This window comes from Agrobacterium sp. ST15.13.013 (assembly GCF_027956525.1).
Lineage (GTDB): Bacteria > Pseudomonadota > Alphaproteobacteria > Rhizobiales > Rhizobiaceae > Agrobacterium > Agrobacterium salinitolerans.
In genome coordinates this window covers 90,839-117,132 of record NZ_JAQKGP010000013.1, presented here as the reverse complement: position 1 = coordinate 117,132, position 26,294 = coordinate 90,839, and the positions used below count along the sequence as shown (strand labels likewise).

The 26,294-nt window shown below is 61.1% G+C and carries 21 protein-coding genes; 15 read left to right on the top strand and 6 right to left on the bottom strand.

The window, feature by feature from the left end:
* Positions 1 to 54: 54 nt before the first annotated feature.
* The 14 genes from tssA to PL597_RS14875 all read left to right on the top strand — a co-directional run bounded on the left by tssA (position 55) and on the right by PL597_RS14875 (position 18,729).
* On the top strand, positions 55 to 1,116 hold the full coding sequence (gene tssA / locus PL597_RS14940; RefSeq protein WP_137411875.1) for a type VI secretion system protein TssA: 1,062 nt from the start codon (positions 55 to 57) through the stop codon (positions 1,114 to 1,116).
* A gap of 67 nt (positions 1,117 to 1,183) precedes the next feature.
* Entirely contained in the window at positions 1,184 to 1,693 is a 510-nt protein-coding gene (tssB, locus tag PL597_RS14935; RefSeq protein WP_077983123.1) for a type VI secretion system contractile sheath small subunit, read from the top strand.
* Between the two features lie 95 nt (positions 1,694 to 1,788).
* Positions 1,789 to 3,270 carry a type VI secretion system contractile sheath large subunit gene (tssC, locus tag PL597_RS14930; protein ID WP_077983124.1) on the top strand — a complete coding sequence of 494 codons (1,482 nt, stop codon included), beginning with the start codon at positions 1,789 to 1,791 and terminating at the stop codon, positions 3,268 to 3,270.
* 55 nt (positions 3,271 to 3,325) lie between these two features.
* The gene (gene tssC, locus PL597_RS14925) at positions 3,326 to 4,720 is read left to right on the top strand and encodes a type VI secretion system contractile sheath large subunit (RefSeq protein WP_137411874.1); all 1,395 of its coding nucleotides are present in this window, start codon (positions 3,326 to 3,328) and stop codon (positions 4,718 to 4,720) included.
* On the top strand, positions 4,717 to 5,541 hold the full coding sequence (locus PL597_RS14920) for a type VI secretion system accessory protein TagJ (RefSeq protein ID WP_137411873.1): 825 nt from the start codon (positions 4,717 to 4,719) through the stop codon (positions 5,539 to 5,541). Before tssC (PL597_RS14925) ends, PL597_RS14920 begins: the two co-directional genes overlap by 4 nt.
* Entirely contained in the window at positions 5,534 to 6,043 is a 510-nt protein-coding gene (gene tssE, locus PL597_RS14915) for a type VI secretion system baseplate subunit TssE (RefSeq protein WP_077983194.1), read from the top strand. Before PL597_RS14920 ends, tssE begins: the two co-directional genes overlap by 8 nt.
* Positions 6,036 to 7,817: a type VI secretion system baseplate subunit TssF gene (gene tssF / locus PL597_RS14910; protein WP_271365565.1), complete on the top strand. Its 1,782-nt coding sequence runs from the start codon at positions 6,036 to 6,038 to the stop codon at positions 7,815 to 7,817. The genes tssE and tssF overlap by 8 nt, the downstream gene beginning before the upstream one ends.
* 9 nt (positions 7,818 to 7,826) lie before the next feature.
* Positions 7,827 to 8,831 carry a type VI secretion system baseplate subunit TssG gene (tssG, locus tag PL597_RS14905; protein ID WP_137411871.1) on the top strand — a complete coding sequence of 335 codons (1,005 nt, stop codon included), beginning with the start codon at positions 7,827 to 7,829 and terminating at the stop codon, positions 8,829 to 8,831.
* A gap of 4 nt (positions 8,832 to 8,835) precedes the next feature.
* Positions 8,836 to 10,041, top strand: a complete 1,206-nt coding sequence (locus PL597_RS14900) for a type VI secretion system-associated FHA domain protein (RefSeq protein WP_170985646.1) — start codon at positions 8,836 to 8,838, stop codon at positions 10,039 to 10,041.
* On the top strand, positions 10,031 to 11,371 hold the full coding sequence (gene tssK, locus PL597_RS14895) for a type VI secretion system baseplate subunit TssK (protein WP_137411869.1): 1,341 nt from the start codon (positions 10,031 to 10,033) through the stop codon (positions 11,369 to 11,371). The genes PL597_RS14900 and tssK overlap by 11 nt, the downstream gene beginning before the upstream one ends.
* A complete protein-coding gene (tssL, locus tag PL597_RS14890; RefSeq protein ID WP_191217425.1) occupies positions 11,368 to 12,870 on the top strand; it encodes a type VI secretion system protein TssL, long form in 1,503 nt (500 codons plus the stop codon). Before tssK ends, tssL begins: the two co-directional genes overlap by 4 nt.
* The gene (tssM, locus tag PL597_RS14885) at positions 12,867 to 16,346 is read left to right on the top strand and encodes a type VI secretion system membrane subunit TssM (protein WP_137411867.1); all 3,480 of its coding nucleotides are present in this window, start codon (positions 12,867 to 12,869) and stop codon (positions 16,344 to 16,346) included. The genes tssL and tssM overlap by 4 nt, the downstream gene beginning before the upstream one ends.
* Positions 16,347 to 16,427: 81 nt before the next feature.
* Positions 16,428 to 17,831 (top strand): type VI secretion system-associated protein TagF, encoded by a 1,404-nt coding sequence (tagF, locus tag PL597_RS14880; protein ID WP_137411866.1) that lies wholly within the window; start codon positions 16,428 to 16,430, stop codon positions 17,829 to 17,831.
* A complete protein-coding gene (locus tag PL597_RS14875) occupies positions 17,824 to 18,729 on the top strand; it encodes a protein kinase domain-containing protein (protein WP_137411865.1) in 906 nt (301 codons plus the stop codon). Before tagF ends, PL597_RS14875 begins: the two co-directional genes overlap by 8 nt.
* Positions 18,730 to 18,740: 11 nt before the next feature.
* Here PL597_RS14875 and PL597_RS14870 read toward each other — a convergent pair whose 3' ends face one another.
* Complete coding sequence (locus tag PL597_RS14870) at positions 18,741 to 19,877, bottom strand: polysaccharide biosynthesis/export family protein (RefSeq protein ID WP_137411864.1); 1,137 nt, start codon at positions 19,875 to 19,877, stop codon at positions 18,741 to 18,743.
* A gap of 274 nt (positions 19,878 to 20,151) precedes the next feature.
* Here PL597_RS14870 and PL597_RS14865 point away from each other — a divergent pair, with 274 nt between their 5' ends.
* A complete protein-coding gene (locus PL597_RS14865; RefSeq protein ID WP_003522015.1) occupies positions 20,152 to 20,448 on the top strand; it encodes a PRC-barrel domain-containing protein in 297 nt (98 codons plus the stop codon).
* Between the two features lie 95 nt (positions 20,449 to 20,543).
* Here PL597_RS14865 and PL597_RS14860 read toward each other — a convergent pair whose 3' ends face one another.
* The 5 genes from PL597_RS14860 to PL597_RS14840 form a co-directional block, all read right to left on the bottom strand.
* Positions 20,544 to 21,269 (bottom strand): SDR family oxidoreductase, encoded by a 726-nt coding sequence (locus PL597_RS14860; RefSeq protein WP_080794037.1) that lies wholly within the window; start codon positions 21,267 to 21,269, stop codon positions 20,544 to 20,546.
* 59 nt (positions 21,270 to 21,328) lie between these two features.
* Entirely contained in the window at positions 21,329 to 22,939 is a 1,611-nt protein-coding gene (locus PL597_RS14855) for an FGGY-family carbohydrate kinase (protein WP_137411861.1), read from the bottom strand.
* Between the two features lie 88 nt (positions 22,940 to 23,027).
* Positions 23,028 to 23,759 (bottom strand): SDR family oxidoreductase, encoded by a 732-nt coding sequence (locus PL597_RS14850; RefSeq protein WP_065654942.1) that lies wholly within the window; start codon positions 23,757 to 23,759, stop codon positions 23,028 to 23,030.
* Between the two features lie 39 nt (positions 23,760 to 23,798).
* Entirely contained in the window at positions 23,799 to 24,776 is a 978-nt protein-coding gene (locus PL597_RS14845) for an ABC transporter permease (RefSeq protein ID WP_137411860.1), read from the bottom strand.
* Entirely contained in the window at positions 24,766 to 26,268 is a 1,503-nt protein-coding gene (locus tag PL597_RS14840; protein ID WP_077983138.1) for a sugar ABC transporter ATP-binding protein, read from the bottom strand. The genes PL597_RS14845 and PL597_RS14840 overlap by 11 nt, the downstream gene beginning before the upstream one ends.
* Between the last annotated feature and the right edge of the window lie 26 nt (positions 26,269 to 26,294).

The following is a 26,294-nucleotide window of genomic DNA, read 5'->3' as shown; positions in this document are numbered from 1 at the left end:
GTAAGGGAAGTAACTACAAAAAATCAATTACTATTTTCTGGGGATAAACTGCTCTTGAACGCGCCGCATGTTAAAAGAGATACAGAATTTTTCGGCGATTGCGGAGAAAATATCCGGATCGATTCAAGAACGCGTGAAATATACTACAGAATTAAGGATGAAAGAAATCAGGCACGCACAGAAGAGCGCGCCACGTCCCCACAGGATAACTTAAAGATCTCCAGTAGCTGGGACAGCGTCAGCAATCTTGGATTGCAGATTATATATTCCGAAAGCAAGGACATAGAAATATTGGCGTGGCTTGCCGAAGCAAGCCTGAGGCTGCGCGGCTTTCCTGGACTGCGGGAAATCTATGAGCTTTGTGGCGATCTTTTCTACAACCATTGGGACTCATTGCGCTCCATCAGCGATGATAATGATGAGGAAAAATTTGCACCTTTTGCGGGATTGAACGGCATCGGCGCCGAGGGGACGCTTGTGCAGCCGCTTCGGCTTGCGCCGCTGATCCCCGGTAGGAAATTTGGAGAGCACAGCCTCTGGGATTTCCAGCTGGCGCAGCGACCGAACGAGAGCAAACGGCGCGAAGAACTGTATCGGCTCGCATCAGAAGCAGGCGTTGCCGCCATGTCTTCCCATCTGGCCGAGGTAAACGCCTGCCTCTCCTCATTTGATGCCATCACGGCCGTTCTTTCCGAACGTTGCGGCCAGGCCGCCCCGCCGAGCTCCAATATACGCAACACGCTTATCGAAGCGGCTGCGGCAATTCGCACGCTGGGTGGGCGCGACGAGGAAACGGCACCGCTCGAACGGGCTACGGCTACGGCTGCGGCTACCAGTGCGGATGAAAGCGGCCAGCCCGCCGTGCGGACATCCGCAACTTCTCCGGAAGGCATATCTTCACGCGATGAAGCGTTTGAAACTCTTCTTTCGGTTGCGCGTTACTTTCGCCGGACCGAACCGCATTCGCCGATCTCTCTTTCCATCGAAACGCTGGTTCGCAGGGGGCGCATGGATTTTTCCGAACTGCTGGCGGAGCTTCTGCCCGAGGCACAGGCCCGCAATGCCGTTCTGACGGCCGCCGGGATCAAGCCCGGCGGAGACAACAACGGAAAATAACGAGGCAAGGGACGGAGACGCCGTCCCGTAACAGTCAGCCATGCCAAGGGGCATCAAGGAGGTTGAAATGGCAAGTGTACACGAAAAGCTGGAACGGGTTCGCAAGCCCCGCGTCCACATCAAATACGAAGTCGAAACCGAAGGCGCGATGGTGGTCAAGGAACTGCCCTTCGTTGTCGGCGTTCTCGGCGATTTCTCGGGCAATCCAACCCAGCCGCTGAAGCCGTTCGGCGAGCGCAAATTTGTTCAGATCGACCGCGACAATTTCGACGAGGTGATGCGCCGCATGACGCCTGGCCTCAACATTGCCGTTGCCAACACGCTGCAAAAAGACGGCACGGACATGCAGGTCAACCTGAAGTTCGAAAGCATGGACGATTTCGAACCCGGCGCCGTCGTGCAGCAAGTTCCCGCCCTCAAGGCGCTTCTGGACGCCCGCAACGAACTGCGCGACCTGTTGTCCAAGGCCGACCGCTCGGAAGATCTGGAACGGCTGCTGGAAGATATTCTGCAGAACAAGACCGACCTCGCAACGCTGGTTTCCGAACTCAAGGAAAAGAACGGCGCGAGCGAATAATCGCCTGTGCGGAGGAAAACCTCCCCGAACGGCCCCGCTCCGGGGCTTCAACTGTTCAAGCGGCATTTAAAAGCCGCATGTGGAAGGACTGAAACATGAGCGCTGAAAGCCTGCTGAAAAGCGAAGCCCAGGCAACGACCGCCGAAGATCAGGGACTGCTGTCCAAGGTGGTTGCCGCAACCCGCCAGACCGAACCGGACCGCGCGCAGAACCTCCTGCGCACGCTGACAGACCAGGCGCTGAAGGGAACGGTCAAATATGACCGCAACCTCACCGTCACCCTCAACCATGCGATTGCCGAGCTGGACCGGACCATTTCCGAACAGCTCGCCGCGATCATGCAGGCGCCGGAATTCGCCAAGCTGGAAGGCACCTGGCGCGGGCTCAACTATCTCGTCAAGAATTCCGAGACGAGCGTCAACCTGAAGATCCGCGTCATGAACGCCGGCAAGCGGGAACTGGCGCGCGATTTGGAAAAGGCCGTTGAATTCGACCAGTCCCGCCTCTTCAAGGCGATCTATGAAGACGAATTCGGCACCCCCGGCGGCGAGCCGCTCGGCGCCATCATCGGTGACTACGAATTCGACAATTCCTTCGACGACGTGCAGTTGCTGCAGGGTGTCTCGTCGATTGCGGCGGCGGCTTTTGCGCCGTTCATCTCGGCGGCCAGCCCGCACATGTTCGGCTTCGAGGATTATCGCGATCTTGCACGCCCGCGCGATCTGGAGAAGATTTTCGATACGGTGGAATACGCCAAGTGGCGCAGCTTCCGCGAAAGCGACGATTCCCGCTTCGTGACGCTCGCTCTTCCGCGTGTGCTGGCGCGCATGCCCTATGGCCCGAAGACCAACCCTATCGACGATTTCGCCTATGACGAGACCAAAGGTGCGGTGAATGGCGACCTTCAGCATGACGAATATTGCTGGATGAACGCCGCCTATGTCATGGGAACGAAGTTAACCGACGCTTTTGCAAAGAGCGGATGGTGCACGGCGATCCGCGGTGCGGAAAATGGCGGCCGGGTGGAAAATCTGCCCATGCACGTCTTCTCCAGCGATGACGGCGATCTTGATCTGAAATGCCCGACGGAAGTGGGCATTACCGACCGTCGCGACGCCGAACTGGGCAAGCTCGGCTTCCTGCCGCTCTGCCACTACAAGAACACAGACTATGCAGTGTTCTTCGGTGCCCAGACCGCGCACAAGCCCAAGCTTTACGACAAGCCGGAAGCCACGGCCAACGCCGCCGTTTCGGCCCGCCTGCCCTACATCATGGCCACGTCGCGCTTCGCGCATTATCTCAAAGTGATGGGCCGCGACAAGATCGGCTCCTTCATGGAAGCGTCCGATTGCGAAGTCTGGCTCAACCGCTGGATCGCCAACTACGTCAACGCCAATGACGAAGCGGGTGAAGAAAGCCGGGCGAAATATCCGCTGCGCGACGCCAAGGTGACCGTGCAGGAAGTGCCGGGCAAACCCGGCGCCTACAATGCGGTCGCATGGATGCGGCCCTGGTTGCAGATGGAAGAACTGACGACCTCGCTGCGCATGGTCGCGCGTATTCCGTCCAAGAACTGAACCTGGACCGGGGTGGTCCGCCACCCCGGCCCCGTTCGTCACCCGGAGCCCGCTCATGGCGCATCAGTCCTTTCCGGACGCCCGCATTTTTGCCGATCAGCTCATCGCCCTCATCGACGATGCGCTGACCGGTCAGGTTAACGCCATTCTCCATCACCCTGATTTTCAGGCGATGGAAGCGAGATGGCGCGGGCTTGCCATGGTCGTTCGTGAGGCTGGCCGCGGCGCCGACGTTAAGGTGAAGCTGCTGAACGCCAGCTGGCGCGATCTTGCCCGCAACACGGAACGGGCCACCGACTTCGACCAGAGCCATCTTTTCGAAGTCGTCTATAATCGCGAATTCGGCATGCCGGGCGGCGAGCCGGTCGGCCTGTTGATCGGCGACTACGCCTTTTCCCCCGATGATCTTCAGGGCGCCGATTCCATCACCACGCTGTCACAGATCGGCATGGTGGCTGCGGCCGCCTTCTGCCCCTTCGTCGCAGCGGCAGCACCTTCCGCCGTCGGCCTGCAGAATTTTTCCGAACTCAGCCGAGTTCACGACTTTTCCTCGCTGAAGCAGGACAAATCGCGGCTTCGCTGGCATGCGCTTCGCGCACGCGACGATTCCCGCTTTGTCGGCCTTGTTGCGCCGCGCGTTTTGATGCGCTCGCCATACAGGCCCTACGCGCGGGGGCGCGATGACGGATTTCCATTCCGCGAGCATGTGGCGGAAAGCGGCGAGACCCTGCTTTGGGGCAACGCCGCTTTCGCCTTTGCAACGGTGGTCGTGCGCAATTTCGTCGATTCCGGCTGGTTTGCGGATCTGCGCGGTGTGACGCAGGATGCCGTGGATGGCGGCATGCTCTCTTCCCGGCAATTGCCACCGCTCGATCTCGGCATCGAGAGCAATGGCCTATCCGCGCAGCCGCCCGTCGAAGTGCAGCTGACGACCGGGCAGGAGCAGCAATTTTCCGATCTCGGCATCGTGCCCGTCTCCACCACCTATCTCTCCGGCATGGCGATCTTCAACGCCAACCAGTCCCTGCATGCCCCCGGGCATTATTCCAGCGAAGCCGCAAGACAGAACGCCCGCCTCGCGGCCATGCTGCAATATGTGCTGTGCGCCTCCCGGTTCTCGCATTACCTCAAGGTCATCATGCGCGACGATATCGGCCAGCTGAGCGATGCCTCGACGATAGAGCGCAAGCTGGAAGGCTGGCTTTCCTCATACACGCTTGGCAATGACGATGCGGAAGCGGCGCTGCGCACGCGCTACCCGCTGCGCTCCGCCGGGATCAAAGTTTTCGAGGTTCCCGGCAAGCCCGGAACATTCTCTTGCACCGTCCGCCTTCAGCCGCATTTCCAGCTCGATGACGTCTCCACGAGCTTCCACCTCATTGCCGAAACCATGATGCCGCCCGCCGCCGCATCCCGGTCTTCAGCCGAGCCGCAAAGGATATCCGCATGACACTGCGCGACGATATTTCCCACCTCCTGGACGACAACCGGCTGCAAGACGCAATTGGGCTCGCGCGGGACCATGTGAAATCAAAGCCGACCGACAAGGATGGCCGTCATTTCTACATCGACCTGCTGGTCCTTGCCGGCGACTATGAAAAGGCCGATGCACAGTGCAATCTCGCCGCAACATTTTCGCCGCAGGACAGCGTCGGGTTTTCCCTCTTTCGCCACCAGCTGCGCGCCATGGCCGCGCGCAATGCGTGGTTCGAAACCGGCGCGGTGCCAGATTTTCCCGGCGGCCCGTCCGAACTCGACCAACTGGCCATCCGGGCGAATATCGCTGCACGCAGCGGCGATGCGGATGCCGCCAGAACCGCACTGGCTGAACTCGATGAAAAACGCGGCAACGTACCAATCAGCCGCAACGGCAAGAGCGCCGGCGATATTCGCGATCTGGACGACCGGATTCCGCATGCGCTGGAAGTGCTGACCAATGGCGGTCGCTACCTGTGGATCGATTACGATCGGATAGAAAGCCTCATCATCGACCCGATGAGCCGCCCGCGCGACCTCGCTTTCCGCGGGGCTGAGCTGACATTGCGCGACGGCGCGGTCGCATCCGTGCTGCTCCCGGCGATCTATCACGGTGCAAAGGACGATGTCGGCCTCCTCCTCGGCCGGGAAACCCGATGGAGCGAGGATGACCGGCCTCTGGCAACCGGGCAAGGCCAGCGCTGCCTGCTAATTGGCGACGATGTGGTGCCGTTCCACGAGCTCGGCTCCCTTTCCGCCGCCTCCGACGATGAAAGGCAGATCGCCCGTGGTTGATCCGCTCGAGCAATATCGCGCGCGGCAGAGAACGCTGTCACGCTCCGTTCTGGACCGGCTGCTCGATGACGCGCCGGATGCGGAAACGGATATGCTCGTCAGCCTGAAGGATCAGGCACGCGAGATGCGCGAGGTGATCCGCCGCGATCTCGAGGCATTGCTCAATACCCGCCGCAACCCCGCCGGCCCGCCGGCAGCGCTGAAAGAGCTTACCGATGCGCTGGTGAGCTATGGCGTGGACGGCATTCTTTCGGCCAATCTGGTGACGGATGCCTCCAAGGCGCGGCTCGCACGCAGCATCGAGCGACGGATTTCCCTGTTCGAAACCCGTCTTGCCGATGTGCATGTGACGATCCTGAAAAACCGCACGGATGGCGACCGGGCGCTTCGCATGCGCATACAGGCAAGTTTCCGCCTTCAGGAAGGCATGCCGCCGATCAGCTTCGAATCCCGGATCGATCCGTCAACGCAGCTTTTTCTGGTGGAGGCGACGAATGGCTGACGGCTTTCTCGAAAAATACAATGACGAACTCTTCGCGCTGCGAAAACGCGCATCGCGTTTCGCGGCGGCGTTTCCGAAGATTGCCGGCAGGCTGCGCATGACGGGCGATGTCGCCGACGATCCCCATGTCGAACGGCTGATCCAGAGCTTCGCCTATTCCGCCGCCCGTGTGCGCCAGAAGTTGGACGACGAGTTTCCGGAACTGTCGGACAGCCTCTTGGAAACGCTTTACCCGCATTATCTTGCGCCGATCCCGTCCATGAGCGTGGTTCAATTCACCCCAAGCACGGCGCTCGCAACCGTGCAGACACTTCCCCGACACAGCGAAATCCTTGCCGAGCCGGTAGGTGGTGAAAGCTGCCGTTTTCGCACCACGCAGGCAGTGGAAATCGCGCCGCTGCAAATCGCAGCCGCAACGCTGTCCGGCCAGCCGATCGACGCGCCTTTTTCGGCCTCGTTTACCGGCGCCGCCAGCTGCCTGCGGCTTTCGCTGCGCAGCACGGCGCCGCGCGGCGGCACTTTCCCGGAAATGGGCCTGACGAAGCTTCAGGTTTTTCTGTCCGCCGCATGGCAGCAGGCCACGGCGGTTTACGAGCTTTTGACCAATCATTGCGTGGGCATGGCGCTTGCGCGGCACGCCGAGGACAAGGAAGCCGTTTTCCTGCCCGCCGGCAATCTCACGCCATCGGGCTATTCCCGTGATCAGGCCATGTTGCCCTATCCGGCCAACAGTTTTGACGGATACCGGCTTCTCACCGAGTTCTTCGCGCTGCCACAGAAATTTCTCTTTCTCGACATCGACGGGCTGGACAAATGGAGCGGCGGCGACTGCGAACTTTACATCTATCTGGATGCAGCGGACGCACAGCTTGAACGCATGGTATCGGTCCGGGATTTCGTGCTGAACGCCTCGCCGGTCATCAACCTGTTCAAACAAAGCTGCGAACCGCTCAGCCTCGATGGCACGCGCACGGAATACCGGCTGCTGCCAGATGCACGGCGGCAGCGGACCCGCGAAATCTATGCCGTCGAAAACGTTCAACTGACAAGCCGTTCCGGACAGACGGAAAAGACCTCCCCGTTTTTCGGCCGCACCCAGCGCAACAACGGTGCAAACGTTTTCTGGCAGATACAGCGCCGTTTCGACGACGATGGTTCTTCCGATACGGACATCGCCTTCGTCGATCAGAAGCGCGGACCGCTTGGACCGCTCGACATGGTGGCGAGCATCGATACGCTGTGCATCAATCGCGAGCTGCCAAGCCAGCTTCCCTTTGGCGGCGGCCACCCCTTCCTGCAGCTTTCGACCGGTAACGAGGCTATAAAATCCATCCATGCGCTAATGCCGCCGACCGCGGCGATCCGCGTCAACGAGCGCTCGGCGCGTGAATGGCGGCTGATTTCGCATCTCCTCCTCAACCATCTCTCCCTCACCGACAGCGGCGGCGCGGCACTGAAGGACATTCTGTCGCTCTATTCCTTCAGGGACAGCCCGGAGACCCGGCAGCTCGTGGAGGCGATCAGCAATGTCGAGGCGCAGAATTCCCATGCCCGGATCGGATCGGCCATGGTGCCGGGAACGGATATCACCGTGGAGTTCGACCCCGCGCTGATCGCGCGGCCTGCCGCATTTGTGTTTGCCAATGTCCTCAATCATTTCTTCGGGCTCTACACCTCGATCAACAGTTTCACGCGGCTGACCGCGACGATGCGCGGCCACTCCAAACCGATTGCCCGCTGGCCGGCCCGCGCGGCCGACCGGCCGCTGCTCTAGGAGACCGGGATGGAACAGCAGACGCCAACCATGAAAGACCGGCAGGCCGCGCTTCTCAGCGACGATCCCGGCCGTTTTGAGCCCGCCACCGCGTTTCGCGTCGCCCAGCTGGTTTCGGCGGATGATGGGATTGTCGTCGGCGCTCATGGCGGAACACAGCCGACCCCGCTGGCGATCAGCGGTTTCAACCGCAAACGCGGCCAGGCCGAACTGAAATCCGCCTTCGCGCCCATTGTCGGGCCGCTCGGTTCGCTGCCGCCGGTCTATGGCGAATTGCTGCAGCGGGAAGAGCGCAGTCGCTCCGGCGCGCTGGCAAGCTTCTTCAATCTGTTCGCGGTAAGGTTCAGCGAACTGTTTGTATCCGCGACCGAAAAATACCGCCTCGCAAGGGGATTGCGCTGGTCGGCCGAGCAGCGGGAGAACGGTTTTCGCAAAACCCTGCTTGCACTCACCGGGTTCCGCACAGCCGGTCTGGTGGAAAAGGCAGGCGTGAGCGAAGATGCGCTCCTGCGTTTCAGCGGCCTTCTGGCCGGCCGCAACCGCAATGTTTCGGCCCTGACCTCCATGCTTTGCGAGTTCACGGGACTTCCGGTGAATGTCGAGCAGTTTCGTCGGCGATGGGTGGCTTTGCCGCTTCACGAACAAAGTCAGCTCGGGCAGGCATCCGGGCTGAGGCTCGGACAGAACACGACGGCAGGAAGCGCTGTCGAAGATATGAGCGGCGGCTTCCGGATCGTGATCGGTCCCGTCGCCTATGCGGATTATCTGGCCCTGACGCCCGGATCGAAGCGGCTTACGGAGATATTTTCGCTGACACGCCTGTTCGTCGGAAGCGCCTTGCATTTCGATGTGCAGGTGATCCTGAAAAAGGAGGACATTCCCTTTTGCCGCCTCGGCCAGCCCGATGCCCCCGCCCGCCTCGGCTGGAACAGCTGGGCTCGTGTGGCGCCTGCCCAAAAAGACAGCGCCGATGCTGTGGTGACCGAGCGGGAAGGCTCGGCGATTTCCGCGTGAGGGCATGAACATGAAGCTTGCACTCAAGGACACACGAAATATCGGAGCCGCAAGAGCCAGTCAGTGGAGCTTCGAGCGCGGCCGCCGCGTCATCGGCCGGTCTCGCGATTGCGACTGGCAGATCGACGACAATGAGCGGCGCGTTTCCAAGCTGCACTGCACGCTCAGCCGCGATGGCGAAGGTTTCACGATACTGGACCAGAGCGCGAACGGCACGCTGGTCGATGGCCGCCTGCTTCTGGAAGGCGAAAGCGCGCGTCTCCGCGACGGTTCGCAAATCAACATTGGCGGGCAGGTTTTTCACGTTGCCATCAGCGGCGATGCCGAGCTGGATTTTTCCGATCCCGATGCTTCCCTGCGCATGAGTGACGAGCCGCTGACCATTTCGGCGATACTTGCCGACATCGCCCCGAATGGCCGCTCGGCCGGCGGCGTGTTGGGCAACACCGCCTCCGCCGACGACTGGTCCGAAACATGGCGCGAGGGCACGAAGCGGAAGGCGAAATCCATTTCGCGAAATGTCGAGATCGGCTGGAGCGAGCCGCCCGCGGCGCGTAGAACAGGCACCGTTCTGCCGGATAACTGGGACGAGGAGCCGGTTGCAAGCAGCGAGCACGAACATACCGACGCCCTGAACACGCCGGTGATGATCTCTCGTCCGGTTTCGGCCTCAGGTAACGAGGATTTCGACAGCGTTTTCCCGGAAACGGGTGAAGACCTGACACCAGAGGATGCATCGGCTGCGGGCGCTTCGACTGCGCAGGAGATCGGCGATCTTCTGACCGTGCTGGAGCAGGAAAGCGCCGACTGTCTGGCCATTCTCGACGTTGAAGGCGAGAGCGCCGGCCACGGTTCGTCAGCCTCCCTGAGCGAACGGATGGAAACGCTCATCCGCCAGCAGCGGCGGCTCGCCGCCTCGCTTGAAACGCTGATCCATGGCTGCACGCAAAAACTCGAGCCGAGGCTTCTCGAAGCCTCTGTCGATGCCGGCAACGATCTTCGTGCCAAAATCGAGCGCCGCGACTGGCAGGGGCTGATCATGAAGACCGACTACTGGTCCACTTACAAAAAGCAATTTGAGGAAAACGGCCGTCCATTGCCGGTCAGGCAGTTCCTGCAGCGGGCAGCGCGCGGTGAGGCCGCGCCCACGCTGGAACCTGACGCGATTAAGGCCGATGTAAAGGGGGTAAACAACCACGATGAGACATGAGAACCGTGTTGCCTGGAGCGAGGGCATGTTTCTTCGCGTTCAGCATTTTCAGCAATCCGACCGCTGGACCGAACGCTTGGTGCGCAACGCCACACGCAACCTCTCGCCTTATCCGTGGGGCATCGCCGAAATCGGCGTTGACCGCAGCGCGTTGTCGATAGGTCAATTCGCCCTGTCGAACCTGCGCGGCGTTCTTCCCGATGGAACGCCCTTCGAAGCGCCTGAAGATGCCGACCTGCCGCCGCCGCTCGATCTCGACGAAAGCGTCAAGAACGCCGTTATCTATCTCGCCCTGCCGGCCCGGCAGCCGGGCAAGGCGGATATGTCCGCCAGCGGACGCAACGATGCGAACAATGTGCGCTTCACCGCCTCCAGCTATGAGGTCTCCGACACCAATATCGAGACGGATTTCGTGGCGCCCATCGATGTTGGCCGTCTTAGCCTGAAATTCCTCAAAACCGGCGACGATCTCTCCGGTTACGATCTCATCGGTCTTGCAAGGGTCATCGAGGTCCGTTCTGATCGCGCGGTCATTCTGGACCCGGATTTCATTCCTCCGAGCCTGAGCTGCGCGGCGGCACCCCGCCTCAACGAATTGCTGACGGAGCTTCTGGGGATCGTGCGCCACCGTGCCCAGGCAATTGCCGAACGCATCGGCGATCCGACGATAAGGGGAACGGCGGAAGTGGGCGATTATTTCCTGCTGCAAATCCTCAATCGGGCCGATCCGCTGCTGGCGCATCGCTGCGCCAACGCCACGCGCTTTCACCCCATCCGTTTTTACGAAGACTGCATCCAGCTTGCCGGCGAGCTTGCAACCTTCACCACGGACAAAAAGCGGGCGACGGATTTCCCGCCCTATCGGCACGAGGACTTGAAAGCCACCTTCGGGGCGGTTTTCGACGATCTGCGCACATCGCTGTCAGCGGTCCTGGAACAGGCAGCCGTGGCGATCGAACTGGTGGAGCGCCGCCACGGCGTCCGCGTCGGCACCATCCACGATCGCACGCTGCTGCGCGATGCCGGCTTCGTGCTCGCAGTGCGCGCGGATATGGCCGCCGAAGACATTCGCCGCCGTCTGCCGGCACAGATCAAGGTCGGGCCGGTGGAGCGGATTTCTGAACTGGTCAATGTGGCTCTGCCCGGCATTCCAGTGCGCTCCCTGCCGGTCCTGCCGCGGCAATTGCCCTATCGGTCCGGCACCGTCTATTTCGAGATCGACACGCAATCGCCCCTCTGGAAGCAGCTTGAGACCTCCGGCGCGATTGCCCTGCATCTGGCAGGCGAGTTCCCCGGACTTGAGATGGAAATGTGGGCGTTACGCGAATGAGCAAGGAAAACCCCTCCTCCTGGCAGGATTTGCCAACAGTGGTCGAAATCACCGAGGAAAGCCGCCGACGCAACCAGAACGCCCGCAACATGGCGGCGATCCTCGAAGACATTGTCGAGACCGACGCGTCGGCCGGGCAACCGAAGGCAAGCGCGGCCGCCATGCCGATCGATCAGCTGCTCTCCGGTTTCCATTTCGGCGGCGGCGATGTACCGACGCTCGTGCAATCGGCCGCTCCCCTACTCAACCTCGCGCATCTGCTGCGCTTCAGCGATGCGGAGCCGGATCCCGATCAGCTTCGCCGCGCCTGCATTGAGGCGATCACCCGCTACGAGCGCGATCTCGCTTCCGCCCGCATCAGCCCCGAGCGGGCAAGAGCGGCGCACTATGTCGTCTGCGCCACGGTGGATGATGTCGTTCTGAGCAAACCCTGGGGCGTGCGGGCAGGCTGGGCGCGCTCCGGCCTTGTCACCACCTTCCACAACGATGTCACCGGCGGCGACCGGGTTTTCGACATTCTCGACCATTTCCACCAGTCGCCCGGCGCCAGCAAGGATCTGCTGCTGCTGATCTATCTCTGCCTGTCGCTGGCTTTCGAAGGGCGCACCCGCGTTTCGCCAAAGGGCGCGCTGGAGCTTTCGCGCATCCGCGACAGCCTCTACAAGACGCTGATTGGCCAATACGGCGCCTTCGAACGGGAGCTTTCGCCGCACTGGAAAGGCGTGGAAGCCCGTCATACGCCATTGCGCACGATGGCTGCGCTGTGGACCCTGCTGTCCCTGATGGCGCTTGCCTTTGCGCTTGGTTATCTCTTCTTCACGCTGTCGCTCAACAACGCATCAGATGTCACATTCGAGAGGCTCGCCCATCTCCCACCGAACGAGACGCCGAGCGTGCTGATCGCAAGCCCGCCCCAGCCGCCGGCGCTCGTCGAAACGCCCAAGGTCGTGGAACCGCCGAAGCCGTTGGAACCACGGCAACCCTCCCGGCTTGAAAAGCTGATGGCCTTCCTTCAGCCGGAAGTCGAAAAGAAGCTTGTCACGCTGGCGGATGTAAACGGGCGGCTGCGCATTCGCATCAACAATTCGGGCCTGTTTTCCACCGGCAGCGCCGATGTCAGCCCGCAGTTCCGCGATCTCATCCAGCGTATCGGCGGCGCGCTTGCGGCTGAGAAATTCCGCGCCGTTGTCATCGGCTATACCGATACGGTGCCGATCAAGACGGTGGAATTTCCGTCCAACTGGCACCTTTCCGAAGCCCGCGCCAAGGCCGTCGGGGACATTCTTTCACAATTCACCGGCCCGGAGGCGATCCTGACGGAAGGCCGTGCCGACAGCGACCCGATCGCCGACAACAAAACGGAGGAAGGCCGCCAGATCAACCGCAGAACGGAAATCATGGTCCTGACCAATCCCGATGAAAAACTGAGCGACGCCGGCATTCTCTCGCCGACCATCCAGAACAGTTCGGGACAGCAGTCGCAAGAGGCACAGCCATGAATCCATTGAGCTATTTTTATACGATCCGATCCTATGTCGAGAGCTATGCCGCTCTCATCGGCCGCCGTTTCCTGTCGCTGTTATGGGTGATCGCGCTCTGCATCGTCATCTGGTTTTACGGCTATCTGGTCGCGCTGGGTGATTTCAAGCCCTTGGGAACGACGCAGGCCCGGCTCATCGCCATCGGCATTGTTCTCGCCATCTGGCTGCTTTATATCTCCGTCACCATTTATCGCGGGCGCAAGCAGGACAAGGACCTTGTCGACAGTATCGAGCGCGAAGCCCTGGCCAACCGCCAGGCCGAGGTCGGCGAGATCCAGATGCGTCTCAAGGAAGCGCTGGCGCTGCTGCGGCGGGTCACGAAAAAGCGTTTCGGTTATATTTACGACCTTCCCTGGTACGTGATCTTCGGCGCACCCGGCTCCGGCAAGACGACGGCGCTCACCAATTCCGGTCTGCAATTTCCGCTTGGCGATGCGCTCGGCGAAAACGCAGTGAAGGGCATCGGCGGCACGCGTAACTGCAACTGGTGGTTCGCCGACGAGGCGATATTGATCGATACCGCCGGCCGTTACACCACACAGGATGACCTCGATGGCTCATCCAAAGCCGGCTGGGAAGGATTCCTCGGCCTTCTGAGACGCTATCGCCGCTCGCAGCCGATCAACGGCGCGCTGGTGACATTGTCCATCCCCGATCTTCTCACCCGCGACGCCGAGGAACAACGGCAGGAACTGCGCTCCATTCGCCAGCGGCTTTCGGAACTGGATGAATATCTGCACGCCCGCGTTCCGGTCTATATCGTGCTGACCAAGGCCGATCTGCTGCATGGTTTCGTCGAATTCTTCGACGGTTTCAACAAGACCGACCGCCAGCAGGTGTGGGGCACGACCTTCAAGCTGGATGAGAGCTATACCGCCGAGGATCTACCGCAACGCCTGACGGAAGAGTTCGAACTGCTGCAACAGCGGGTTGATGCGATGCTGATCGAGCGCCTGCAGCAGGAGCAGAATGCCGAGACGCGCGGCCGCATCTTCCGCTTCCCCGCCGAACTCGCGCGGCTGAAAGACCGGCTCCATGAGGCTCTGACCGAACTTTGCGCACGGTCCCCGCTGATCGAAGCGCCGCTTTTGCGTGGCGTTTATCTCGCTTCGGGAACGCAGCCGGAAACGGAAAGGTCTCCCGCAGCGCCCCGAACCCGCCGAAGCTACTTCCTGTCGCGGCTTTTCAAGGATGTCATCTTCCCCGAAGCCGCGCTGGTGATGCGCGACAAGCGCCTTTCCGGACGGCAATTGCTGGTGCGACGCATCGCCTATGGTGTTTCGGCCGCAGCAGTCGCCATCGTCTTCACCGGCTGGATTTTCACCTATTTCGCCAATACACAGGCGCTTGCCGAAGCAGATCGCAAACTTGGCGCTTATGAACAGCTTGTTCAGGGCATTCCCGTGCGCGATGTTTCAGACGCCGATTTTCTCCGCATCCTTCCCGCGCTCGACAATCTGCGCGATGTCAATTCCGGCTTTGCCCGCGAGAGAGTGTGGAACGTCAGTTTCGGGCTCGATCAGGAAGGCAAGATCGTGGGACGGCAGCGTGACGCCTATCAGCGCGCGCTCAATGCCCTGCTCCTGCCGCGCATGATCGTGCAGCTGCAGAAACAGCTCGAGGATGAAAAGGATGTCACGCGCACCTTCAATTCGCTGAAGCTCTACGGAATGCTGGGCGGCATGGGTCCGCTGGACCCCGATTTCCTGACCGTGCAGACGCACCAGATGTTTGCCTCCCTCTATCCCGGCGATGGAAGGGCGGCGGCGAGAGAAGCGCTCGACCAGCATGCAAAAGCGCTGGCGGACGGCGTACTCGCCCCGATTGAGCTCGACGCACGGCTCATCGCAACTGCCCGTGAAACCATTCGCAACCAGGCTGTCGGCACGCGCGCCTATGATATTCTCGCCGGTCTTCCGCAGGCGCGGGAATTGATGGAATGGACACCCGCCACGGCCTTCGGCCCGCTGGGAGAGCGCGCCTTCGAGCGGCGCAGCAAAGCGCCGATGGCGGAAGGCATCGAAGGTCTTTTCACGGCGGAGGGATATCGCAGCGTCGTCATTCCGCAGATCGCCCATGCGGCGCGCATCGCACTTTCCGAAGGATGGGTGCGCGGTTCCGATGATGCACTCCGTGGCGCAACCGTCGAGCAGGTGGCGCAGGCCGCGCTGCAAATCTATTTCGACCGTTTCGAGAAAAAATGGGCCGATACGCTGGCCGACCTTCGGGTCAAGCCGTCCCAGACCCTTGGCGACGCGGTGGAAACAACCCGCGCGCTTGCCAATGAACGCAATATCGTGATGGAGGCTGCCAGATCGATCGCGGAGGCGACCGATCTGCGCCCCGGAGCAGACCCCGCCGCCCTCGCCTCCGCCGCTGAAGACGACGCAACATCGGCCGTTCTGGCCGCCACGGTGAACGCAGCCGATCCCTATGCGAGACTGCGGGACATGCTGGCGGCGAAGGGCGCTGCCACAACGGGCGAGCAGGCCAATGGCGGCAAGGCCGGAGGTTCGCCATCGGAACAGTTGCTCGCGCATTTCAAGATGTTGAACGAGCAGCTTGCCCGTTCGGCAACCACCTCCGATGAAGTCGCCAAGGTGTTCGACGTGGATAGTCAACTCACCAAGGCCAATCAGGATCTGTTGCAGCAGGCCCGTGAATTGCCGGCGCCCCTCGATGTGTGGGTGGCGGGTGTGGCGGCTGATGTCGGCTCGCTTGCGGTCAAATCCGCCCGCAGCCGCATTGCCGAACTCTGGGCGGCCGATGCGGCATCCCTTTGCTCTTCCATCGTGACCGGGCGTTATCCTTTCGACAGGTCATCTTCCCGCGATGTCGCCATCGCGGATTTCACCCGTCTCTTTGGGCCGACCGGTGTTTTCCAGTCCTTCTTCAAACAGCGAATGGAAGCCTTTGTCGACAAGACGACCAACCCCTGGAGCTGGAAAGGCACCTTCGGCGCCGCGGGCATTCCAAGCAGCGCCGTTGCCCAGTTCGAAAATGCCGACAAGATTTCGCGCGCCTTTTTCCCGAACGGCAGCGAGACGCCGGCGGTGTCTATCAATGTCAAACCCGTTTCGCTCACCAATGCCTCCAGCGCGGTGATGCTGGAAATCGAAGGCGAGCGGGTGGTTTATTATCACGGCCCCATTCAGGCGAAATCGATCACCTGGCCCTCGCGCGAAAACACGGCGAGCCTGTCGCGCATCGCTTTCCAGCCGGGCGGCTGGCAGCAGGCGAAAACCGAAAACGGCGACTGGTCGCCATTCCGGCTGTTCGACGGCGCCGACATCGAAAACCAGTCGGGCGATCTGCTGCGGGTGCGATTTGCAAATGGCGGGCAGGCTGCCGAATTCGATATTCAGTTCGGCTCAGTTCTCAACCCGTTCAGGCTGGACGCCATCGCCGGCTTTGCCTGCCCCGCGCAATTTTAGCGGCGGGGCAGCGCACCGTTTTTTAAGGAGGGGATCTATGATGAAAACAACGATGAAAAGCAACGCGGTCAATAACGACTGATGGCCAATCAGGCATCGAGGCCCGCCGAAACCGCGGCGGAAAGCGACCGTATCGGCTTCTTCGGCAAGGTCCCCAGCCATGGCGACTTCATCTCCGATGGGCTTGAACGGGAGCTGATCGGGACATTTGACGACTGGATGCGATCCGGCCTGCACGCCTGCGCGGACACTTTCTCGAGCCGATGGCCCGAAATATTTACGTCATCGCCGCCCATACGCTTTATCATCGAAAACGGCATATGGGGAAACTGCGCCTATGCCGGCGTGCTGGTACCCAGTGCAGACCGGGTGGGGCGCAAATATCCGCTTGCCATCATCGCGCAGCTCAATAGCTTCCGGAAACACCCGAGAACGCTCTATCTAGACGATACCTGGTTCATGGCCGCCGAGGCGCTGGCCGAAACATCCATGACGGGCGATTTCGACATGTCCCGGTTTAATACCTCCGTCAAGAAACTGCGCCTGCCGAAACCACGGGAAGACGATGATGATGCGGCGGACATGGTGCGTGGCCGCGTACCGACGAGCCTCTGGTGGCGCATCGATCCCGTCAGCCGCCGTGCCCGCGGTCTCAAATTCGACGGCAAACCGAAAGCTTCCGATTTCCTGCGCCTCTTCAGCGACATGGCAGGCAAGAGCGAGGAGGACCGCTCGACATCCGTACAGGCGCAGGAAAGTGCGAAACCCAAAACTCCGCCCGTGATGACGTCCGCGCCCGCACCGCCAACCGAACAGCCGTCATCGGTGATCTACAGCTATGCCACGCACCCGGGAACACGGCTTTCCCTGAACGCGGATTCGCTCTTCGTTTCCCAGACCCCTGCCCTCTTCGCCATAGCGGATGGACAGGGCGATACGCACAGCGCCGTGGAAGCAGCACGTCTGGCCACAAATACTCTTGCCGAGACACCCGATGCCGAAAGCCCCAGGGTGATGGCGCAGCAGATCAGGGGAAAGCTCGGCACCGTCAACAGCCTGCTTCTTTCCCGACAAGCCCTGGGCGCCGACGGCAGGCCGATGGCGAGCGTCATCATTGCCTCCATTATCGGCCGCAGACTGAGCGTCCTGTGGTCCGGCGATGCGCGCGCCTATCTCCTGAAAAACGGAACCATGCATCAGCTTTCGCGCGATCACGTCGTTGTCGGCATGAAAAGGCAGCTCGCGCAATGTGTCGGCCTTTCCCAGCAATTCCGCCCGGATATCGTCGGGGAAGACTGGGGGGCGCAGGACAGGCTGCTCCTGTGCAGCTATCCGCTGGTACAAATCCTGAAGGAGCGAGCCATTGCCGAGATTGTCGGCGACACTGCGATCAAGGATTGCGCCAGCGCCCTGATCCAGGAAGCGTTGATCGAGGACGCACGCGAGAATGTCAGCGCCATCGTGATTGGAAACCGGCTTGAGTAAGGGTAAACAAACGGGCGACGGACCTGCCTATCCGCAGGTTTCCGAGCGCTTTTCCGATCTATGGCAAAGCATTCGCCATGACGGCATGCGGGAAAGGCCTGCCGAAGAACAGAAAGACCTGATCGATCAGGTCAGAAATGCGCTGGACCGGAAAATCTCGTATTTTTCCGATGCGAAACCCGGCTGGATCGCCGACAGTTTTGCCCTTGAACGGATTGCCTACGAAAGCGAAAACACGCTGCTGCTGCAGGTGCGGCACCGTGATCTCGGCTCCCTTCATGCCCTGAAAACCACGCCGCCGGCGTTGAGAAACGACGCGGCGCTGCTGCAAAGATTACGCGAGGAGGCGCAGCTCGGCCTGACATTGCGCCATCCGTTTCTGGTGGAAACATCGGCGCTGCTGAGACTGGCCGATGGCCGGCCGGGCCTGTTGCAGCCATGGTTTCCGCAATCATTGGCATCGCTTGCATCGCAGCCGCCGGTTACCGCGCCGCAGGCGATCGCAATCCTTCGCCGCCTCCTGGAAGGGCTGAGCGCCATGCATGCACGGGGGTACGTCCACTGCGATGTCACGCCAGCCAATATTCTGCTGGAGGATGGCGATTTCGAAAGGGGCAGGCTTGGCGATTTCGGCATTGCTCTGGAAATCGGCCAAAAACACGCGGACCGGGGCATGCGCTTTGCCGCCTCGCACGAATTTGCAGCACCGGAACGGATGCGGGACGCAACCGCAAAGCCGGATCAGGATATATTCTCCGTGGGGCGGCTTGCCCGGCGGCTTATCGCGACGGGCGAGGTGCGAACAACGCAAAGGCTGACGGATTTTGCGGACGCCTGTTGTCAGGGCGAACCCGCGTCGCGTCCGCAATCGGCGATGGAAGCGCTACAGCTTTTGTAGCGCTTAATTGGTCAGTTGCCGCCGCCGGGAAGCGGTGCTGCGGCCGTCGGCACGCTCTTCTGGAACACGGTCAGGAGCTTGGCCGAATCCACCAGCGGCGCGTTGCTGGCATAGAGCACATCGCCCTTCTGCATCTGGAAGAGCTGCATGAGGGCAATGCTGGAAGCATCGCGCATATTGACGTGATAAATCACCGGCCGCACGGTCGTGGCCGTCGCAACCGGGCCTTTCGCGCCCGATGCGGTTGCCGACGGCACCTGAATGATCTCGTTGCGGAAAACATAGACATTGCGTGCGTCCGCACGGTCATCAAGCAACCCGCCGGCGCGGCCGACAGCCTGCGCCAGCGTGAGTTTTCCGGCTTCGAACTGGAATTCGCCGGCGCTCTTGAAAGCGCCGAGCGCGGTGTAGCTCGCCGCATCGCCATCGATCATGATCTGATCGTCCGGCGACAGGCGGATATTCTGGCGGTCTTCCCGCATGACGCGGTCAAGCGGCGCGCTCGCCCTGTGCGAGCCGCGAACGACGGTAACCGTGGCAGCGCCCGGAGCGACGGTCGGGCCGCCAGCCTGATTGAGCGCATCGAGCACCCGCTCCTGACGGGCGGTAAGCATTATTTTTCCGGGGTTTTTCACCGCACCGCTCAGCATGACGGCGCTCGTCGGCTTGTCGACGACAGTGACGACGGCCTGCGGGTTCACGGCTGATCCCTTGAGCCCGGCGACGACCTGCGATTGCAGCCCCTCGGGTGTCGAATCCACCACCCTTTGTTTGCCTACGAAGGGGATATTCACCGATCCGCTCTGGTCCACCGTAAAGCGTCCGAGATTGAGCGTCTTGCTTTGCGTCGGGGAGAAAAGCCCGTCTTCGCCGGTATCCAGCACGGTGATGTCGATCACGTCGCCGCGACGCAATCTCTGGGCGTTGTAGCCGGTGTTGCGAAGCGCTGTGAGGCCGGGGCCGGAAGCATTCTGCAGGCTTCCGGCGGAAACCGTAGCCGCCGACGCATTCGCGAGCTCGATGACTGGGATTTTTTCGTTGGTTCGAGGAAAAGTCGCAGATCGGATATTGCCTGCGGTCGGTCCGTCAGATGGCTTTGCACATGCGCTCAAAAGAGCCACCAGCAAAACCGCCCCCAACTTTTTCATCCCTCATCCCCTTGATGATTCAACCTGACGCAGAGATAACATCCAGCCACGTCATCGCAACAACTTTAGCGGTTGCAATTTAGCGAAAACTTGTCTTCCAGAGAAAAGGTGTGACCATTCCGCAACCTTTTCGAAACCGCCTGCCGCAAACCCCAACAATGTACCGATGAGAAATCACCAGACCTCACCGGCTGACGCCGGCCAGCGCCATTCGATGGAACGGTTTTGCGTTGGAGGAGTTTGTTTTCTGCAAACCACGACAGGAGCAAGAACAATGGATCACACCAATCACGTCCGCCTGGTTGAAACCGAATTGACGCCGTCCGTTCTTGAAGGCGCCACCGTTTATGGTGCAGACGATCACAAGGTCGGCAAGGTCGATCATGTTCACGGCGTCGGGGCAGGCAGCACCGCCATCATCGATGTCGGCGGCTTTCTTGGTATCGGCGCAAAGCCCGTCGCAGTACCGCTTAGCGATCTTGATTTCATGCGGGATGAGGACGGCGATGTCCACGCGGTCACGTCATGGACCAAGGACCAGCTGAAGGACATGCCAGAACATCGTCATTAATAGCATTGTCATTCATTAAGAGGAGCGCCCGGCGGTTTGTCGGGCGTTCTTTTATTGTCGGGCAGGCGTTTGCGCGTCAGACTTCCCCGCGCACATCAAACAGCGAGGAAACCGCCGTCAACAGGCAATACGGCGCCGGAAATCATCTTGCTGTCATCGGAAAGCAACAGCGCGATGCTCTGCGCCACCTCTTCTGCTTCCGCAAAGCGGTTGAGCGGATGACGAACCATCATCGGCTGGCTCTTTGCGGGGTCGTTCCAGGCTTCCGCTGCGAGTTCAGTCAGCGTAATTGTTGGGGCGACGGCGTTGACGCGAATACCGTGGGGGCCGAGCTCCTTGGCGAGAACGCGCGTTGCGCCCTCTAGACCTGCCTTAGAGGCCGCATAACACAGGTGATCCTGAAAACCGCGATGACCGGCGATTGAGGTGATGTTGACGATGGCGCCGCCGCCGCCATTTGCGATGCGGGCGCGGGCAAATTCCTGGCAGGTGACGAGGGCCGCACGCAAGTTAATCCCCAGCACGGCTTCATAACCCGCGTCGCTCATGTTGAGCACGCTTTCCAGCACGTTGATGCCGGCGCTGTTGATGAGGAAATCGCAGGGGCCAGCCTCCGCCATCGCAGCGCGGGTGGCGGCGACATCGGCAAGATCAACGCGGATCGAACGTCCGCCGATTTCGCTTTTCAGGCTGTCGAGATCGGACTGCGTGCGGCTGATCGCCACCACGTCCGCACCGCGGGCGGCCATCAGTTGCGCGCAGGCACGGCCGATGCCTTTTCCTGCGCCGGTGATGATGACGGATTTTCCGGAAAACTGCATGGAATCCTCTTTATTTCTTGCGGCCATGACGGCCGGATGATGTGAGTTCTTGGAGCCGCTCAGGAATGACTGGAGGCGCGAATGGCGCGGGCAGCGCTCTGGAGCGCCAGGAACGCGTCGTAACGCACCTGATGAACCATTTGAAAATCAGGATCGGGCCTTGCGCAGCTTACAATCCGCGACATCGCCGGCATGGCGGCAATGAGGTCGGGATAGGTTCCAGCGGCAACGGCGCCCAGCATGGCCGAGCCGAGAAGCACCGGCTCTTCGCATTCGGTCAGTTCAACGGGAAGCCCCGTCGCATCGGCCAGCAACTGCCGGGCAAGCGGATGAGCGCCTGCCCCGCCGCTGACGCTGATGGTTTCCACCGGCGCGCCGTTGCGGGCCTGCGTTTCGATGATCTGGCGAAGCCCGTAACCGAGGCCGAGAAGACCCGCCACATAAAGCGCCACGAGGGAATCCACGCCGGTCTCGGTGCCGTAACCGGCGATGACGGCGCGTGCATGGGGATCGGCAAACGGCGCGCGGTTACCGAGAAATTCCGGCACCACGTGAAAATCCTCGGTGATCTTTGCAGCAGCGGAAGCGGATGCGGCAAGATTGAGCGCCCGGTCAGCGAGCCATACCGGCAAGGCTTTGCCTTCCTTGTCGGCAAGCGCCTTCGCCTCTGCATAGGCCGGGTGCAGCTGCACGAGATAATCGATGGCAGCGCCGGCAGCGGACTGGCCGCCTTCATTCAGCCATGCGCCAGGAACCATGGCCGAATAATAGGGCCCCCAGACACCCGGCACAAAGGCGGGCTCGGTGGTGGTCGTCATGGTGCAGGACGAGGTGCCGAAAACATAACCGAGGCATCGCGACGCATCGCCGCCCGCAGCCACCGTGCCGACGCCGCCGGCATGGGCGTCGATCAGACCCGCGGCAACGGCTGTGCCCGCAACCAGACCCATGGCTTTTGCAGCGTCTTCCGTCAAACCGTTACCCAGCGCCGTGCCGGGATGGACGACGCTTTGACCGATGCGGCGAAAGCCCTGCTCGGCGAGATCGCCAAGCCCGATACGGGTGAAATACTCCGCATCCCAGCGCTTTTCGTGGGCGAGATAAGTCCACTTGCAAGTTACCGTGCAGGCGGAGCGATCAAGCGCGCCCGACGCCTTCCATGTCAGAAAGTCCGTGAGGTCGAAAAAATGCTCGGCCCGGGCATAGATGTCGGGCCTGTTTTCGCTGAGCCACAGCAGTTTCGGCGTCTGCATTTCCGGGGAAATACGGCCGCCGACATATTTCAGCACAGCATGTTCGCCGGCATTGATACGCTCCGCCTGTTCGACGGCGCGGTGATCCATCCAGACGATGATATCGCGCTCGGGATGATCGGGTGCGCCCACCGGCAGGGTCTCATCTTCCGGTCCGCGCACGACAAGCGAACAGGTGGCGTCGAAACCGATGCCGGCGACCTCGGCCGGATCGATACCGGCGCGGGAAACGGCTTCGCGGACGCTGTCGCAGACCGCCTGCCACACCTCTGCGCTCGATTGTTCGGCAATGCCGCCATCCTCGCGATGCATGCTGATCGGGCGCTTGGCGGTGGCGAGAAGCTTGCCCGCGACATCAAAGACACCGGCCCGCGCCGAGCCGGTCCCGACATCGACGCCAACAAGATAGGAAGCCATTTGCGATACTCCTCGGAGCGGATCATCCGGCGCTTAAACAGGTTAAAGCGGCGGAACCGTTCCGGTTCTTCCGCCGCTTCAGAGATTATTAAACGCGGTCGAAGTTGGTCGGCAAGACCAGCATGTCGCGGATGGTGACGGTACGTTTGCGCGTCAGCATATAAACGACGGCATCGGCCACTTCGCTCGCATCGATAAGGCTGCCGGATTCCTTGGCCTTGCGAAGATTTTCCTCCGGCCAGTCCGCGAGAAGTGCGGAAACGACCGGGCCGGGAGAGACCTGCGCCACGCGCACGCCGTGCGGGATCATCTGGCGACGCATGCCCTGCACGAAGCTGGTGATCGCCCATTTCGAGCCGGAATAGACCGGCTCCCAGTAGGTCGGGAAATGACCGGCGATCGAGCAGGTGACGACGATATCGCCGGTCTTGCGCTCCGACATATGCGGCACGACGGCATGAACATTCTTCATGACCGCGTTGACGTTGAGATTCAGCATCTTGTCGATGGCTTCGGGCGTCGTTTCGGTGAGATCGCCGCCGATATAGGTGCCGGCGTTGCAATAGAGAATGTCGATATGATCGACCTTCTTGAGAATCTCCGGGATCATCGCGTTGCAGCTGTCGGCATCGAGCAGATTGGTGACCTGCGGGATGGCGCGGTCGCCGAGCTTGGCGACCAGATCATTCAGGGCCTTCTCGTTCCAGTCGACCATGACCACGGTTGCGCCCTGTTCCAACAGCGCTTCGGTGGTGGCAAGCCCGATGCCGGATGCGGCGCCGGTGATGACCGCGATCTTGCCTTGCAGCGATTCAGACATTTAATTCTCCTGCGTTTATGAAGATGTTTCCAGGCCGGCTCAGCGCCATTCGCGCCCGATATAGATGGCCAGCAGAATGATGCCGCCCTTGATGACATCCTGCAGATAGGGGTTGATGCCCATCAGGTTGAGGCCGTTATTGAGAATGCCGAGCAGCACCGCGCCGATGAGCGTGCCGAGGATGAGGCCCCTGCCGCCGGCAATCGCCGTGCCGCCGAGAACGACGGCCGCGATGGCGTCCAGTTCGAAGCCGACACCGGCATTGGGCTGACCGCTCATCAGGCGGCCGGTGAGGATGAGGGCGGCAAAAGCGGCCGTCACACCGGAGATGCCATAGACGGCAAGCTTGACGCGCCCGGTCTTCACACCCGAAAGACGGGCGGCCAGTTCGTTACCACCAAGCGCATAAACGTGGCGGCCGAAGGCCGTGCGCTGCAACAGCACCCACGCCACCGCATAGATCACCACCATGATGATAACGGGCACCGGAACGATGCCAACGCGGCCGACGCCGAACCAGGAAATCCAGCTCGGAATGCCGCTGACCGGGTAACCGCCGGAATAGATGAGGCCGAGGCCACGGGCCATGCCCATGGTGGCGAGCGTGACGATGATGGCCGGCATCCTGCCCCAGGCGACCAGCGCCCCGTTGAAGATGCCGATACCAAGCCCGATAAAGAGGCCAGCCGGCAAAGCAACCGCGGGAGACAGTCCGGTATTCACCATCAGGCCGGCCGACAGCGTGCCGACCAGCGCCATGACCGCACCGACCGACAGGTCGATGCCGCCGGTGAGGATGACGAATGTCATGCCAACGGCCAGAATGCCGACGACGGATACCTGCCGCAGCACGTTCATGATGTTGTTGACGCTGAAGAAATTGTCGCTCGCGAGCCCCATGAGGATTGAGACGACAATCAGGCCCGCCAGCGGCAGGGCGAGCGGCGAACGCAGCATGGCGCCAAGACTGAAGCCGCCCGTTTTCGCGGCGGTGCCGGTGTTTGCATCAAGCGACATGTTCAACTCTCCCGGTGGTGGCGTTTGTCATTATTGTTTCTGAATTGATGTCTGCGCCTTCGACGGTGGCGACGATGCCGCCGGAACGGAAGACGCAGACCCGGTCGGACATGCCGATCACTTCCGGCAGCTCCGAGGAGATCATGATGATCGAATGGCCCCTGGCGGCAAATTCGCGCATCAGCGAATAGATTTCTGCCTTTGCGCCGACATCGATGCCGCGTGTCGGCTCGTCGAAGATCAAGACGCGCATGTCATGGTTCAGCCAGCGGGCAATCACGATCTTCTGCTGGTTGCCGCCGGACAGCGTGTCGACGCGGGCGTACGGCCCCTGCGCCTTGACCTGCACCTGCGCCATCGCTTTTGTCGTATGCTCCAGTTCCTTTTTGAGATCGAGGAACCAGTGAGCCTTGCGGTACTTGCGATAGTTGTTCAGCGAAATATTCTGGAGGATGGAGAAGCTGGTAATCAGCCCCTCTTCCTTGCGGCTTTCTGGCAGCAGGCCGATGCCGCGCATCAGCGCCTCATCAGGGCCGGAAAAGCGCGTGTCCACACCGTCGACCTTGATCTTGCGGCGCGAGGCGGAATGTGCCCCGAGCATGGCGAGAACGGTTTCCGTGCGGCCCGAGCCAACGAGCCCGGCAAAGCCGAGGATCTCACCCTTGCGCAGAGCAAAGCGCGAGACGGGACCGCCCTTCTTCAATTGCAGCTCTTCGACTTCGATCACCTTTGCGGCGGCGGGATCAAGTTGCGGCTTGGGCGGAAAGCTGGCTTCGATGCGCCGACCGACCATCATCTCCACCAGGCGGTCATTGTCGACTTCCGAGGTCAGGCAGGAACCGATCAATTCGCCGTCGCGCAGAACGGTAATGCGGTCGCAGATCTCGAATATTTCCTCGAGGTGGTGCGAAATGAAGATGATTGCCACACCCTGACGCCGCAGCTCGCGCATGACCGTGAATAGATGCTCCGTCTCGGAAGGCGTCAGTGTGGCGGTCGGCTCGTCGAGCACGAGAATGCGGGCATCGAGCGACAGTGCCTTGGCGATCTCGACAAATTGTTGCTGGGCAACCGAAAGGCGATGCACCGGCACGTCAAGCGGAACATCAACCGCCAGCCGGCTCATGATTTCCGCGGCGCGCTTGCGCATCGCGCCCTTGTTCAAAAGGCGCAGCGGCCCGCGGATTTCGCGGGCAAGAAACATGTTTTCCACGGCGTTGAGATAGGGGATCAGGCTGAATTCCTGAAAAACGATGCCGACACCGGCGGCAATCGCCTCGTCATAGTTGGCGAAGCGGCGATCCTTGCCATCAATGCGGATCGTCCCTTCCGAGGGCTGCAGAATGCCGCACAGGATTTTCATCAGCGTCGACTTGCCTGCGCCGTTTTCGCCCAGAAGCGCATGCACCTCGCCGGCGCGCGCCTCAAGGTCGACGCCACGCAGGACTTCGATCTTGCCAAAGCTTTTTCTTATTCCATTCAGTTCCAGCATTTCACCCTCCTCAATGGTCGGGACTG